This is a genomic window from Dyadobacter sp. CECT 9275 (genome assembly GCF_907164905.1).
GTDB lineage: Bacteria > Bacteroidota > Bacteroidia > Cytophagales > Spirosomataceae > Dyadobacter > Dyadobacter helix.
Genome location: NZ_CAJRAF010000001.1, coordinates 1,134,327 through 1,149,634, shown reverse-complemented (window position 1 = coordinate 1,149,634; position 15,308 = coordinate 1,134,327). Strand labels below are relative to the sequence as shown.

Annotated in this window: 9 protein-coding genes and 1 pseudogene; all 10 read left to right on the top strand. The window is 47.3% G+C overall.

Going from position 1 to position 15,308, the window contains the following annotated elements; all coding sequences use genetic code 11:
- The first annotated feature begins 8 nt into the window (after positions 1-8).
- Positions 9-467, top strand: coding sequence for a BRCT domain-containing protein (locus KOE27_RS04700; protein WP_215237676.1), 459 nt, complete (start codon positions 9-11; stop codon positions 465-467).
- Between the two features lie 16 nt (positions 468-483).
- The gene (locus KOE27_RS04695) at positions 484-1,374 is read left to right on the top strand and encodes a helix-turn-helix domain-containing protein (protein ID WP_215237675.1); all 891 of its coding nucleotides are present in this window, start codon (positions 484-486) and stop codon (positions 1,372-1,374) included.
- A 129-nt stretch (positions 1,375-1,503) separates the two neighbouring features.
- Positions 1,504-3,891, top strand: a pseudogene (locus tag KOE27_RS04690) (outer membrane beta-barrel protein).
- A gap of 456 nt (positions 3,892-4,347) precedes the next feature.
- Positions 4,348-4,875: a hypothetical protein gene (locus tag KOE27_RS04680; RefSeq protein WP_215237673.1), complete on the top strand. Its 528-nt coding sequence runs from the start codon at positions 4,348-4,350 to the stop codon at positions 4,873-4,875.
- Between the two features lie 38 nt (positions 4,876-4,913).
- Entirely contained in the window at positions 4,914-5,117 is a 204-nt protein-coding gene (locus tag KOE27_RS04675; RefSeq protein WP_215237672.1) for a hypothetical protein, read from the top strand.
- Between the two features lie 388 nt (positions 5,118-5,505).
- Positions 5,506-6,159, top strand: a complete 654-nt coding sequence (locus KOE27_RS04670; protein ID WP_215237671.1) for an RNA polymerase sigma-70 factor — start codon at positions 5,506-5,508, stop codon at positions 6,157-6,159.
- Positions 6,160-6,212: 53 nt separating this feature from the next.
- Positions 6,213-7,217: a FecR family protein gene (locus KOE27_RS04665; protein ID WP_215237670.1), complete on the top strand. Its 1,005-nt coding sequence runs from the start codon at positions 6,213-6,215 to the stop codon at positions 7,215-7,217.
- Complete coding sequence (locus KOE27_RS04660) at positions 7,214-10,792, top strand: SusC/RagA family TonB-linked outer membrane protein (protein ID WP_215237669.1); 3,579 nt, start codon at positions 7,214-7,216, stop codon at positions 10,790-10,792. Before KOE27_RS04665 ends, KOE27_RS04660 begins: the two co-directional genes overlap by 4 nt.
- 32 nt (positions 10,793-10,824) lie before the next feature.
- A complete protein-coding gene (locus tag KOE27_RS04655) occupies positions 10,825-12,225 on the top strand; it encodes a RagB/SusD family nutrient uptake outer membrane protein (protein ID WP_215237668.1) in 1,401 nt (466 codons plus the stop codon).
- Positions 12,226-12,265: 40 nt separating this feature from the next.
- Positions 12,266-14,770 (top strand): PIG-L family deacetylase, encoded by a 2,505-nt coding sequence (locus KOE27_RS04650; protein ID WP_229252643.1) that lies wholly within the window; start codon positions 12,266-12,268, stop codon positions 14,768-14,770.
- Positions 14,771-15,308: the final 538 nt, after the last annotated feature.

Sequence of the window (15,308 nt, the reverse complement as noted above, 5' to 3'; positions counted from 1 at the left end):
ATGCGTGATTGTTTAAAACATGGCCGTTTGATACTCTATTGCCCGCAATTGAGTGCATCCGGGCCGAACGCCAACTATCTGCAGACGAGCACAGTGAACTGCTTACATTCTGTCATTCAGTAAGCTCCATCAAGCTGGTCAAGCAGCACAGGGCCGCCATTCCTGTAAAGCTGTCAGAGCAGCAGGTTTCGATCCTGATCCAGGAATACTCGTTCTGTTTCACCGGAGAGTCCTCGAGGTATTCGCGGAAGGAATTGGCGCAGATCGTTATACTTTATGGGGGCATTGCTGCCGACTCGGTGACCGCAAAGCTGCACTACCTCGTGATATGCGACGTGCGAAACCCTTCCTGGGCTTTTGAGATGTATGGCCGGAAGGTGGAAAAGGCCATGAACCTGAAGAAGAAAGGCGGAAAAAACGTCTTCGTCGTATTTCCTGGGTTTTTCGCTATTGGCGCTCAGCATTAGGATCGGTAAAGCAATTTTGTCTTATTTTCATCCGGAGTCGCCCCGTATCTATTTGCAGATTGGCCTGTCGGGCTGCTTTTTTATTGGTCCCTCCCTGTATTATTTTACGAAGGCAGCATTGGTGCAGCTTCAAAAAACGCCGGTCACCTGGAAATACACGTTTTGTTTTTGGTTTGTACTCATTGTGATCGTTGGCTTAATGGTTCCGTACCAGAGTCACCCATGGGATTGGAACCATTATATTGTACATATCATATATGGACAATGGGTCGTTTATTTTGCCTTTACAGGTTGGGAGCTGCGAAGTGTTTTTGCTAAGTTATTCTTATCCGGCGAAAAGTTGTCTCCAAGCGAAAAGCCAATACTATCCATCTTTGCGACAAATGCCGTTATTTTGGCTGCCTACCTGATTGTTTTCTTCACTTCTTCCAATTATATCTATATCAGCGGGGCAGTCTTTTTTTCGCTGCTGATCTATCTAAACATCCCCCTTTTTGTAAACAGAAGGAAATCCGATACCGCGTTCCTGGGCAATGAGGATGCTGAGCGGTACGGTAATAAGAAAATTATCGAGGAGCATGCACTTTCGCTTACAGCCAGGCTCCATAAGATCATGACAGAACAGCAGCTTTATAAAAATCCGGATCTTAAATTAAACGAACTAGCGGCAAAGATCAATATTTCAGGCCATCAGCTCTCGCAGTTACTCAATGATAACATGGCTAGAAGCTTTGCTGTATACGTTAACGAATACCGAATAAACGAGGTTTGTGAATTGATGGCCCGCGACCGGGGCATGAAACTTGAAGCAATCGGCTACGAAGTTGGTTTCAATTCAAAATCAACTTTCTACGCTGCGTTTAAAAAACATAAAAATACGACCCCTACACTTTACAGAGCACAGTAGCCCCTGGGTCATCTGCATAAGTTTTGGTACTGGTTTATAATTCCGTACTCCTGAATCTGAGAATTAAAACGTCCTTCTGAATCACCTGCGCTAGTTTTGAGCCATTCTACAAAATCCAAAAAAGCGAAAATGGGATTGAAGTTTTTGTTATCATACCTCTGCTCGATTGCAAGCCTTTGTCTACAAGCACAAACTATCACTGGAAAACTGGTGGATGGGAAAACCGGACAAAGTATTCCCCTTGGTAATCTGGCATTAGCCGCCCAGGACTTATCAAGCCAAATTAAATATGCACTTAGCGATACAGCAGGGATATTTGAATTCCGAGAAACACCGCACGGCAAATACGTATTGTCGGCCAGCTGTATAGGCTATAAGAACATTCAAAAGGAAATCCTGCTAAACGAAAACGGCACTAACATCTTGAATTTGGGTACTATTCTAATGACGGAAGATATCAGCCTGCTCAAAGAAGTTACAGTCAAAGGCGAGCGGCCTAATTTCGAGATACGAAATGGCCAGGTAAAAATTGGTGTTGCCGGCAACCCATTTTTTAAGGCAGATGCCAGTTTACTGGATGTGTTCAGAAAACTTCTGGGCCTTCAAATTAATCCCGATGGAACAATGCTATTGGCAAGCAGGGCAACTCCAACGCTTTTCGTAGATGGCAAACCTGTAAACATGAACCGGGACGAAATTCGGGTCTATTTAAGTAGCCTTTCGCCCGATATGATCGAATCCGTTGAGCAGATCAACCAGCCATCGTCAAAATATGATGGCGAGTATCAGGGCATCATCGATGTTAAACTCAAAAGAAATCAGGCCCTGGGGCTTAGGGGGAGTTATAATATCCGATTCCAACGAAACTTGTACAGCCTGTTGGACAATACCCTTGCTCTTACTTTCAAAACAAACAGCTTTGTCTATGATCTTAACCTTGGACAAACCACCGGCAGCACTTTCTATAAATATCATGCGCTGCAATACCTGTCCGATTCCAATGCCATGACCACTGATACCAGGACTATCACGTTCAATCGTAACTTAAATATACAGGCAAGAGTTGGTTACCAGATACTGAAGGGACATAACCTTGAGGCCTATGTGAGGACTTACCAAATTGGCCGGAATGCTGTCACAGGCAACCAGCTGATTACACAAACCTATGATTTTGCGAAAACCGTTTCAGCGATCACAAGCGAAAACAACGCTCTGCCAAAGCAGCATAATTACAGCGGCGGACTAAATTACGATGTAAGCTTCAAGAACAGCGAACTGCATGTGGCTACCGCACTCGCACAGATAGACAACCGGCAAACCGAGGATATTCAAAACCGAAAAGTGCCTGGTAATCAATTAACCGATTATTGGAAAACCATTGCAAGAAACAATGTAATGATCCGTGCCGCCCAGGCAGATTATACACAAAATATAAAACGAGGGAAATTGGAATTTGGCGGCAAATTTGCCTATACGACCACCAGGAACAATCTTCGCTACGATACACTGAGCAATGATGTATTCATCCCCGATCCCAGGCGCAGTAATCTGTTCCGCTATCAGGAACGTATTGCCGCGGCTTACTTTTCTTACAGCGGGCATCGAGACAAATTTAATTATAGCCTGAGTATAACAACAGAACAAACAAGCAACCTTGCAAATTCAATAACAGATGCTGCCGTTACCGAAAAAAAATACTTAAAATGGCTACCAAGCCTTAATTTTACCAATGAAATCGAAAATAGTCACCAGTTGGCATTCACTTACAGCCGCCGCCTCACCAGGCCGACCTTCGAAGCACTGAACCCGTTCCGTTTCTATCTGAGTCCGCGAAACTATTGGATCGGAAATCCTTATCTTCAACCGTCCACGACTGAGCTTTTTTCCCTGTCCTATACCATTAGGAATTTTCATGCTTCATTAAATGCGGGTCGAGAAAAAGATCCCATGGTACGGTACCCGGAATACGATCCGGTGACAAATATTTTGGCCTATCTGGGCACTAATTTGCCATACAGGAATTTTGCTAATATCCAGGCAAGCATGCCATTAACTGTAAGGAAATGGTGGCGAGTCAATAACAACATTGGCCTTTATTTTAACAGGGAACTTAGGCCATATTTGGGTTAGACCTACAACATCGGCATATTCAATTACACCGTCAATGGCAATCAGGTATTCAGTTTCAAAAACTGGTTGCTGGATTTAAGCTACAATTATGAATCCAAAAGTGGTAACGGCCTTTACATTTTTGCGCCCGCTTATACTTTTGATCTCGGACTTCAAAAGTCCTGGCTCAAGAATAGGGTTAATTCCAAGCTAACTTTGTACGACGCTTTTCATACAGGCCGAAGACGGCTCATTTTCCGGGAGAAGACTATTATCGACAATGACTTTTATCATTATTACGGTACGCATCGCTTGGTATTCAGCCTGACCTATAACTTTGGAAGTTCAACCTACAAGGCACCGGCAAGTAAAAAAAGTGATGAAGAGAATAGGGCAAACCGTAATTAAAGGTTATCCTGGTTGGTTTTGGAAGGTTAGTAGAGTCGTCGAATGAGCAAGTCTAGAGGAATTAAACGAACATATACTCAAGCCTGACAGGCCCGAACTCCATTAGTTGACAATACAGCGGGATTTGCAGAACCAAAAGAAAACCAAAGTTGGAAAACATACACAAGCTAAAGCAAAGTTTGAAAATATCAACAAGCTAGCTACTACAACATGAAGCTCGGCTTACCACTAACGATAGCTTTAATCGATCCGTTGCGGAAGGTGACAATAATACCGGTAAGAAACTGATTTACTAAAACTAATGCTTCGGCAACAATAACTTCGGTTCACCGCAACGTACTGATTTGCTTGCTAAAAAAGGCATGCCCAACCGCAGGCGTAGGCAGAGAACAACTAGAAAATACGCAGCATGACAACCGTAGAGAAAATTACTACTTGTTTTAACAGAAATTCACTATGAAAAACAGAAGACTAGCTCCTTTGCTTTCCAAGCAATGTCATTACGTGACTCTGGTATTCCTGGTTGCCCTAAGTTTTGGGCCAGGGTGTCAGAAATCAAAACAACCAAATCCCTGCGAAGATGTGCTTAGTGAACGAACACCTACCCAGGTGGGGCTATTATTTGTCGATGGGAAAACTGGAGAGAACATTCTTTTGTCAAAAAATATTGATCCTGCAACGATAACCATCACCCCAGAGCTGGGAGACCTCTCCTCAGAACACGGGATGATTGAAAATAGATCGGGTTCACCTATGTATGGCGCTCTGGTGTTTCACATTTTTGATACCAAAAAGGGGGCATTCAAATACAAAATAAACATCCCCAATGTAGGAATTACAACCCTATCCTATATGAATAAGGAAAAAGAATCAGACAACGAATGTAATCCGTTTCATATTAGCGTAACTGATCCGGTAATCGAGGACCATTCGTTTACCGTTTCACGAATAGACTCCCGGCTGATACTTCAAGTAATGTTATGATTTTCATTCCAAAAATATGACAATCGGTAAAGTCTGCAATGGATGTCAAAGTCGGCGGAAAGTATTACCCTTTTCATTCCCTTTTTGTTAACGAGAGGGACGGCATCACGCTGATCGGCGATGACTTTATCGCTCAATACGGCCTTTGGAACCAGTACAAATCCATCATTGGAGAATTCGGATGGCTTGGCCACGTGATTCCGTGGCAGATTGACCACCAACAGACTATTGTTTATCAGTAGGGAAAGAAATATAGATCAATTATTTATCATGTGCAATTTCAACCTAAACGAAATTTCCTTAATTGCCGAATTGTGGTGATCTGTGGCTACGAATTCTCTAATCTCTGATGACAAATGTCTTCAATTCCGTCACCTTGCTATCGCCCAACCACCAAAGCCTAGTAATTTTCCAAGGGAGCAACATATCAAATGCCTCGCTGCTAACCTGAGCAACTTCCTGTTATTCTGCCATTTTAGAGAAAATCAGCTATTATATTTTGAATTATTATAATAACTAATTACAATATTTTTCAAAAATTAGTTTTTTCCAATTATTGTGAGGTTTAGCCGAGGGAAAACAGTTAAAAACTTGTCTTCTTGTTAAGAAGGCAAGCAAACGGTTCCCAGGATGACAACACCATTACCAGGCAATTCAGAAGATCATGCATGGGGCAAAAATCAACGCCCTGTTTCTTTCCGGGAGAAAACCCCGGTCCTAGCGGATGACGAACGTCTGTTGCGCGAAACATTTGCGGCAAGTCCCAAAGAGGGATGCTCGTTGCTATTCCGTCGGTATTATGTTACGTTATGCAGCCACGCCGCACGATTTGTGCATTCGCAGCAAGTAGCAGAGGATATCGTTTCTGAACTTTTCGAAGTCTTCTGGGAGCACAGGATTTTTGAACACGTCACCAGTTCCTACCGTGCCTATCTCTACAAGGCGGTACGTCACCGAACTTATAACTACATGCGATGGAACCTGCAGCAAACCGATCCGCTCGAATCCATTTCTCCTGTAGCCCAGACCGTCAACCCGGATGAGGCACTCCAATACACCGAGCTCTATCTTAAAGTCGAAAGTATCATCCAGGAGCTGTCGCCGCAATGCCGCAAGGCTTATCTGCTGAAAAGGGTTGAAGGGAAGAAATATGATGAGATCGCCCGGGAACTGCAGATTACCCCGAAAGCAGTGGAAGGGTTGGTCAGCAGGGCTTTGATCAAACTTCGCACGGGCCTTAAAGACAGCTGGTTTTTGACGATCCTGCTGCCCGCGTTCCTTTGACAACCCATGAGAATTTTGCCACATACTGATATCTGGACCTATATTCAGCCTCAATGAATGAATTGATAACCAAGCAGCTACTGTTTGATTTTTTCGAAGGCAAGACCTCATGCCTGCAACGAAAGCTGATCGAGCAATGGCTTGACGACAGTGAAAACGAAGAGCATTATTACCGCTGCCTCGACGAATGGGAGCGGTGCCACCCCCAACTCCTGATCGACACAGAAAAATCGCAGCGCAAATACGACCTTTTTTTGGACCAAGGAGTAGCTCAGGAAAAACACGCCGAAGATTTGGTACAGGTCAGCAAAAAATCGCGTAACCTGATTCCCTGGATCGGGATCCTCATGGCTGCTTCAGTAGCGCTTACATTGGCGTACGTATTCAATTCAGAGCTGATGTATAGGTCGATCGAATCGCCCCACGACCGTTTCACCAGCTTTTTTCTGAGCGATAGCACCGAAGTAACGCTCAACTCCAATTCTGTACTGAAAGTGCCAAGGTTCGGTTTCGGGGAGGATGTACGTCAGGTGTGGCTGACCGGTGAGGCAGAATTCAAGGTAACACACCAAAAGAATAACCTGCGCTTTCAGGTGCTCATGGGCGACGGCTACCGGATCGAGGTGCTGGGTACCGAGTTCAATGCATTTTCGAGTGCGCGCGGCAAAAGGGTCTTTTTGGCAAAGGGGAAGGTAAAACTAAACCTCCCGGCCGGGCAGGAACTTTATCTCAGTCCCGGTAACTACTTCACTGCCGATAGCCACGGTAGCTTCAAGGTAGTCACGCCAGAGGAGCCGCTGGCCATTACCGCCTGGAAAGAACAGACATTTTATTTTGACGATGCCACCCTGGCCGAAGTGGTGGAGCAGATCAACGAGCGCTTTGATGTGCACATCCACATTGCGGACGACGAACTCGCTTCCCGTAAAATCGGGGGGATTTACCAAGCCAGGGAACCCGAAGCATTACTGGAAATATTATCAGCAATGTTCGATATGAATATAACACGCACAGCGGACAAAATTGAATTGCGTACATCCATAAAACAAGACTTATGAAGATCCCGATTTTACGAACATGCCTGGTTGGCGCCTGTATGCTGACCGCCAGAATTGGTTTTTCACAAGAGATCGCGTTGTTACGCCCTGCTATGCAGCAGGAAAACCACAAAACGAAGCGGCCCGGCAAACTCAAAGATGTCCTAATGGAGCTGGGCAAGAAGCACCATGTCAGCATTCTTTTTAAGCAATCGATCATTCAGGGAATTTCGGTTTCGCCGGAACCGGCTGAGCAGGACGGAAATCTGGAAGCAGAATTGAAGAGCCTTCTGAACCCTAATGGTCTTGAATTTATCAAAACAGGAAAAAAAGCGTATCTGATCCGAAAAAAGGAGCAAAAGGAAAAACAGCAGCCGGCATTGGTTAAGCCGGTGTTATTAGGTACTGAGCCAGAGCCGCACGTTTTAGAGCCAGTTCTGGTACGTAAGAGCTCCGTTGATATCAGCGTCAAAGGAAAGGTCATCGATGAAAAGAATGCGGGGCTTCCTGGTGTGAGCATTCTGGTCAAAGGCAGCAATAAAGGCGCTGTGACGGATATAGATGGAAATTTTTCACTTAGCGTGACTGATGAAAATGCAGTGCTGGTCTTTTCATTTATCGGGTATGTGACCAAAGAGTTGACAGTAGGTAACCAAACGATGATAAACGTACGCCTGGATGCGTCGGTGAGTAGTTTGAGCGAGGTAATGGTTGTGGGGTATGGAACGCAGCGAAAGGGGGATATTACCGGCTCAATTGGCTCGCTTTCAGCCAAAAATATCCGTGAAGTTCAGGTCACAAACTTTGAGAATGCTATTCAGGGACAGATTGCCGGTGTGCAGGTGCAGGAGCCGAGCGGAGAGCCTGGTGCTGCCACAACCATCCGCGTGCGGGGTTTGGGGTCGGTATCTGCAGGCAATGAGCCGTTGTATGTGATTGACGGTTTTCCGGTGACAAAAAATATGGATCCGGGCATTCAGGGCGATATAACGCGCCGCACCACCGCTTTTGCGCTGCCCGCTTCTAACCCGCTCGGCACGATCAATTCCAATGATATCGAATCGCTTGAAGTGTTGAAGGATGCTTCTGCGGCTGCGATCTATGGCTCAAGAGGTTCCAACGGGGTTATTTTGATTACCACCAAAAAAGGGAAAAGAGGTACTAGGCCTGTTGTGGGTTTTGATGCTTATTTTGGGATACAATCGGTGGCCAAAAGAGTGGACCTGATGAATTCGGCGGAGCTAACGGCATATGTAAAAGATTCCAAAAACAATGCATATCTGCAGGATGTTCCAACAGCGAATATTAACGATGAGAATGTAACCCGTTATGGCAAATCCACAAACGGCAGCTACTTCATACCCGACGATTTCGCAAATCCCACCGGAACCGACACCGACTGGCAGGACCTGATCTTCAAGTCAGTCCCGGTCCAAAGCTATAATGCATCGGTTTCGGGCGGTACCGAAACCATGAACTACTATTTTTCCGGCGGGTATTTTAATCAGAAAGGCATTATCGACCGAAGCGGTTTTGAGCGGTTTAGCTTCCGTGCGAACCTGGAAGTAAACCCTGTCAAAAAACTAAAAATCGGTTTTGGACTGAGCCCTTCCTTTACAAATACCGACCGCTCGCCAGCAGGTGCTCCTTACTTTGCCGATCCCCCGGGCATTGTGTACTCGGCACTCGTTACATCGCCGACTGTATCACCTTACCTGCCAGACGGGACAATCAACCAGACCGATAACCAGTCTCATTTGTTGACCGCAGAAGGCCGCGGCGCCAATATGACAGCAGCCAGTAACCCGCTGGCGATCATTAAATATGTGACCGACGACCTGAAACAGTTCCGGACATTCGGCAATGTATTTCTTGAATACGAAATCATCGACGGCCTCAAATACAAGCTTTATACTGGTATTGATGTCAATAGTTACAACCGGTCGTTTTACATGGCCAGGGCATTCCTGAACCGCAACGCAACCGTTGGAGACCCATATGCTCAGTCAAACGCATCTTTGAACTACAACTGGCTAGTGGAGAATACATTGTCTTATGATAAGACTTTCAGGAAAGACCACCACATTTCGGCAGTAATGGGTTATAGCGCCCAGAAAGACCGGCTGGATGCCAATCAGGTCTACGCACAAAACCATCCCGACGACCTGTCGCCTTCCATCAGCGGCGGGCAGGTTACGAGCGGGGGCGACAACCGCCAGGAATGGTCGCTGGTGTCCATGCTGGCGCGGGTAAACTATACTTTTCGTGACAAATACCTGCTGACTGCCACCGTCCGTTCGGACCGTTCCTCGCGATTTGGAGCAGGAAATAAAACAGGCGCGTTTCCTTCATTTTCAGCAGGATGGCGCTTGTCGGAAGAGACTTTCATGAAAGGGCTAACAGCCGTGACTGATTTGAAACTGCGCGGCAGTTGGGGTAAAACAGGGAATTTCTTGATCCCGAACTACGCAGCGATCGGCTTGCTGAGCCCCTATAACTACACATTTAATAATGTGATTGTAAATGGCATCGCGCCCTCTACGATCAGTAACGATAAGCTGACCTGGGAAAAAACCACGCAGGTAGATTTCGGCATTGACTTCGGCCTGTTCCGCGACCGGCTTTTCATCTCCGCCGACTGGTACAAAAAGACCACTTCGGATCTGTTGCTGAATGTACAGGTGCCTTCCTCCGTCGGTTTTGCGACAGCGCTCCAAAATATCGGTGAAGTGGAAAACAAAGGCGTGGAGCTGACGATCAACAGCCGTAACGTCGTTGGCGCATTTACCTGGTCGACGGATTTTAATTTTTCGGCCAACCAGAATGACGTATTGAAACTCGGTCCCACCGGTGATCCGATCCTCAGCTCGGGAGGCGCGGGTATCCGGCACATCACCCAGATAGGCTCCCCGATCGGCAGTTACTATGGCTATGTCGTCGATGGTATTTATCAGACACAGGCTGAAATAGACGCTGCGCCCAAGGACGCACTGGCACCTGCCGCCCGGCCGGGTGACCTGCGGTTCAAGGATGTGAACGGGGACGGAAAAGTGGATGCCAGCGACCGCACGGTGATAGGCAACTATATGCCTGATTTTATGTACGGTATTACCAATCGTTTTAGCTTCAAGGGTTTGGACCTGAGTGTTTTCTTCCAGGGTGTACAAGGCTCCAAGATCCTGAACCTGACCCGCCGCCACCTCGGAAACGGCGAGGCTGCAACCAATTCTTACAAAGACTGGACCGAGCGATGGATCTCTCCCGAAAACCCTGGCAATGGTACCATTCCGCGCGCCGATCGCCTGACGGATCTGCATGGAGGAAATAACCGTCCCTCTTCCTACCAGGTCGAAGACGGATCGTATTTCAGGTTGAGAAGTATCACATTGGGTTACACATTCCCTAAAACCATGCTAGGAAAAGTGCAATCGCTTCGGGCTTACATTTCGGGGACCAACCTGTTTACCAGTACAAAATACATTGGCTATAACCCGGAGGTCAATAACCAGGCAGGCCTCACCGGCGTGCAGGGGGAGGATTATGGCGCATATCCATTGTCCCGCAACTTCACGTTCGGCCTGAATGTAACCTTCTGATACCACCTCACTGACTTTAAAGCGAAAAGGATATGAAATTAAAAAACTTCTATTTGGCGTCTTTGATCGCAGGAAGCCTGTGGTCATGCAGCCAGGATTTTACAGACCTGAACCCGGTCACCCAGCGGAATGTGAATGGTTTTTACCTCACGGCAGGCGACATGAACACGGCCATTAATGCGGCCTACAAAGCCTTACAGATGACCGGGACTTACAACCAGAGTTACTGGATCATGCAGGAAATGCGGTCGGATAATACCGACCAGGGACCGGATGGTACGGGGCTGGGTGCCGAGCTGACGGTGATCGACAATTTTTCAGAGATCGCCACCAGCGAAATGATCACAGCCGCCTACGCGGATTCCTATCTGGGTATTGCCCGCTGCAATATTGTTTTGGACCGGATCGGGCCGATTGATATGGATGCGGCCGTGAAGGAGCGGATCAGGGGAGAAGCGTTGTTTCTCAGGTCGTTGTTTTATTATAATCTGGCGGTTTTGTTCGGCAACATTCCCATGCCGCTTTCCGAAGCAAAATCGGTGGCAGAAGGCAGCTCACTACCCCAGGTTCCTGCCTCGGAAGTGTATAAACAACTCATTACCGACCTCACGACCGCAGAAGCGGCTTTGCCTATCAAACATGCTGCAGCAGACCTGGGCCGTGCCACCAAAGGTGCAGCCGCCACATTGCTGGGAAAAGTAATGCTGACTGCCGGAGACAAAGCAGGCGCGACAACGGTTTTGAAAAGAATTGTGGACGGTTATGGGTACTCATTACTGGCAGATTATGGCAGTCTTTGGGGATTGACCAATAAAAACAATGCAGAATCTATTTTCGAAGTACAGTTTAAAGGAGGTGGCACCGGCACGGGAAATTCGTTTACCAATGCTTTTTCTCCGTTGCTGAGACAAACTACAGGTGCCTATAAAAACCGTCCGACCGTGAATATGATGAACGCCTATGAAGCCGGGGATGACCGTTTTCTCAAATCAATGGATTCCAGTTATGTTAACAGCTCGGGTTTGCTGATCACCAGCTCACGGAACGATACGCGGTTTATCAACAAATTCGGCAAGGAAAACGCATTCAACGAAAACGACGCTTCGTATAATTTCGTGGTACTGCGCTATGCCGATGTATTGCTGATGCTGGCGGAAGCATTGGGTGAGTCGGCAGAGGCTTACGGGTATATTAACCTTGTTCGGACCCGGGCAAAACTGGCACCGGTCAGCGCAGCCACAGCGGGTACTTTCGAGGAAAAACTGTTACACGAACGCAGGGTTGAGCTGGCTTTTGAGAACCATCGCTGGGCAGACCTGCTGCGATTTGGCAAAGCAGCGGAAGTGATGAAAACGCAGGGTAAAACGGCCCGGCTGCTTTACCTGATCCCGCAGCGGGAGCTCGATATCAATTCATCCTTTAAGCAAAATTAAAATCCAGAAACCAGCGGTTTCCCATTTATCCCCATTCCAAATGATGCGCTTTAACTTCAAAAACGCGATGGTTTGCCTGTGCCTGGCCGGCGGCATGTACACCTCACAACTCCTGGCCCAGGCTCCGGCAAAACCTTCGGCGGCAAAGATCCTTCACGATATGCGCAAGCTGAATGTGCTTGGCAATGTACTTTACATGGCCGCACACCCGGATGATGAAAACACGACTTTTATTGCCTATATGGCCAATGAAAGGCAGTTTAATACCAGTTACCTATCCCTTACACGCGGCGATGGCGGGCAAAACCTGATCGGGCCGGAGATTCGCGAGCAGCTCGGGATGATACGCACCCAGGAGCTTTTGCAGGCCAGGCGCATGGATGGCGGCAAGCAGTATTTTTCGAGGGCCAATGATTTTGGTTTTTCCAAAAACCCCGAAGAAGTGTTCACGATCTGGGAAAGGGAAAAGCTGCTGGCTGATGCCGTATGGGTAATCCGCAATGTAAAGCCCGATGTGATCGTGACGCGGTTCCCGCCGGATTCCCGCGCAGGGCACGGGCATCACAGCGCCTCGTCCATTTTAGCCGAAGAAGCATTTGACGCCGCCGCAGACCCGAAACGTTTCCCCGAACAGTTGAAATATGTAGAACCCTGGCAGGCCAAAAGGCTAATGTGGAATATCAGCATGTGGGGGATCCGCAATAAGGAGGAATTTATCAAAAATGTAAAAAACTATCTGCAGCTTGATGTGGGAGGTTATAATGCATTGCTGGGCAAGTCCTATGGTGAGATTTCCGCCGAAAGCAGAAGTATGCATAAAAGCCAGGGATTTGGTTCGATCGGCACCCGCGGGGTGTCGGTGGAATATTTGCAGCATACCAAAGGCACCAAAGCGCAAAAGGAGCTTTTTGAAGACATTAATACCACCTGGACAAGGGTGAAAGGCAGTGAAAAAATACAGCAGCTGGTGACCGCGCTGCTTGCAGGTTACAAGCCTGCCGACCCGTCTGCGAGTGTCCCGATGTTGCTGAAAATCAAGACTGAACTAACTAAACTGCCGGATGGGTTTTGGAAAACGACGAAATTAAAAGAGGTCAACGAGCTCATTAAAAACTCGCTCGGGCTTTACCTGGAAGCAACAGCCGCTGATTTTGCATTCACGCCCGGAGAAACGGTGCAGGTTTCGGTCGAGGCGGTCAACCGGTCGTCGGCGAATGTGGTTTTGCAGAAAGTGGTATTCCCGTTTGAATCGGGTGACACGACACTTTCGGCCCTTTTAAAAAATAACAACGATCTGGATTTTGTATTCAAAACCAAAATACCAGCTGAAATGCCCATTTCACAACCTTACTGGCTACGAAAACCGATCGGGTACAAAGGACTTTTTTCAGTGGAAGACCAGGAGGAAATCGGTCGTGGCGAGAACCCGCCGGTTGCAATGGTCGCGCTTGAAGTGCTGATAGAAGGTCAGAAACTGCATTATGAAACACCTGTGGTGTTCAAGAAAAAGGATCCCGTCGCCGGGGAAGTATACCAGCCTCTGGTGGTGACCCCACCGGTTTTTGCCAATATTGCGCAGGATGTTTACATGTTTGAAGACCAGCAAGCCAAAAAAGTACTGGTCGCGATTAAAGCCGGAAAAGATGAGTGTGTGGGAGAAGTACGTCTCGACCTGCCATCGGCCTGGAAATCGGTTCCTGAGCGCGCTCCTTTTGCCCTGAAACTGAAAGGCGAGGAGCAAATGGTGGAATTTGCGCTTTACCCGCCCGCCGAATCCCAGGAAACGGAAATTACTGCCGTGGTAGAAGTGGAGGGAAAATCGTATGACCATAGCTTTGGTATGATCAGTTATGGACACATTCCCACCCAGGTCTTTTTCCCCAAAGCGACGGCCAGGGCCATCAAGCTGGACCTGATCAAAAAAGGCAGTAACATTGGCTATCTGATGGGGGCCGGCGACCTGATTCCCGTCAGCCTGCGGCAGATCGGGTACCAGGTGACGGTACTTGAAGACAAAGACATCACGCCCGAAAAGCTCAGTCAATTTGATGCGATCGTGGCTGGCGTGCGGGTTTACAATACCAATAAGCGGATGAAGCATTACCAGGCGGCTTTGATGGATTATGTCAAAAACGGGGGCAACTTCATCATTCAATATAATACCGACATGGACCTGGTGATGAAGGATATCGGGCCATACCCATTTACCCTAACCCGCGATCGCATAACCGTGGAAGGTTCGGAGGTGCGTTTCCTGAAACCCGAAAGTCCGGTTTTGAATGTTCCCAACAAGATTACCCCAGCCGATTTTAAGGACTGGGTACAGGAGCGCGGCCTGTATTTCCCGCAAAAATGGTCACCCGAATACGAGGCTGTCATCTCATCCAATGACCCCGACAACCCTGCTTTGGATGGCGGGATCCTTGTCGCCAAGTATGGGAAAGGAAATTATGTTTACACAAGTTTATCGTGGTTTCGTGAGCTACCCGCGGGTGTTCCGGGTGCTTACCGGGTGTTTGTCAATTTGTTATCGCTTGGAAAGTAGTTAAAGCATTTATTCTTATCAGAGAACATGATGGAGCAAAATACATTGTTGCTGGTATCAGGCCTTGAAAAATGCAATCTGACGTGGAACGCTGGAACTGGATCCACCTGGTCTTGTCAACCCTCATTGAAACAGAACCAGGGTTCATAGTTGAATTACATAAATGAGGCAGGAAGCCGGCGGAAACCACCATAGAAGCAATGTCTCGTTAATTTCATTAAGCGTACGCAGATGGTACTCGTCAATGATAATGCGTTGGGTGATTTCATCAAGTTGTGCAATTGTCAGTTTTGGATTGGACTATGTTTCCCATAAACCAGGGACCCGGAAAGATCAGCCAGCATGTATTCATTGACTCTTTGAAAAACCGCTTGGTCTTTCCCCCCTGTCCTATGCCCGACCAACGATCGAGTTGGCCTATTGGTTGGATCGTAAGTTCATCAGTTTAAAGATACGGTGGTTAAACGTAATATGACACAAGGTACATTTATGCCTTATCAATCATCATTGCGCGAGAGAAAATGCTGTAAGAAAGCAA

Excerpts from the sequence above, each read along its gene's own strand:
- KOE27_RS04680 (WP_215237673.1), top strand. The coding sequence starts at position 4,348 with ATGAAAAACAGAAGACTAGCTCCTTTGCTTTCCAAGCAATGTCATTAC.
- KOE27_RS04675 (WP_215237672.1), top strand. The coding sequence starts at position 4,914 with ATGGATGTCAAAGTCGGCGGAAAGTATTACCCTTTTCATTCCCTTTTT.
- KOE27_RS04670 (WP_215237671.1), top strand. The coding sequence starts at position 5,506 with ATGACAACACCATTACCAGGCAATTCAGAAGATCATGCATGGGGCAAA.
- KOE27_RS04665 (WP_215237670.1), top strand. The coding sequence starts at position 6,213 with ATGAATGAATTGATAACCAAGCAGCTACTGTTTGATTTTTTCGAAGGC.
- KOE27_RS04660 (WP_215237669.1), top strand. The coding sequence starts at position 7,214 with ATGAAGATCCCGATTTTACGAACATGCCTGGTTGGCGCCTGTATGCTG.
- KOE27_RS04655 (WP_215237668.1), top strand. The coding sequence starts at position 10,825 with ATGAAATTAAAAAACTTCTATTTGGCGTCTTTGATCGCAGGAAGCCTG.
- KOE27_RS04650 (WP_229252643.1), top strand. The coding sequence starts at position 12,266 with ATGATGCGCTTTAACTTCAAAAACGCGATGGTTTGCCTGTGCCTGGCC.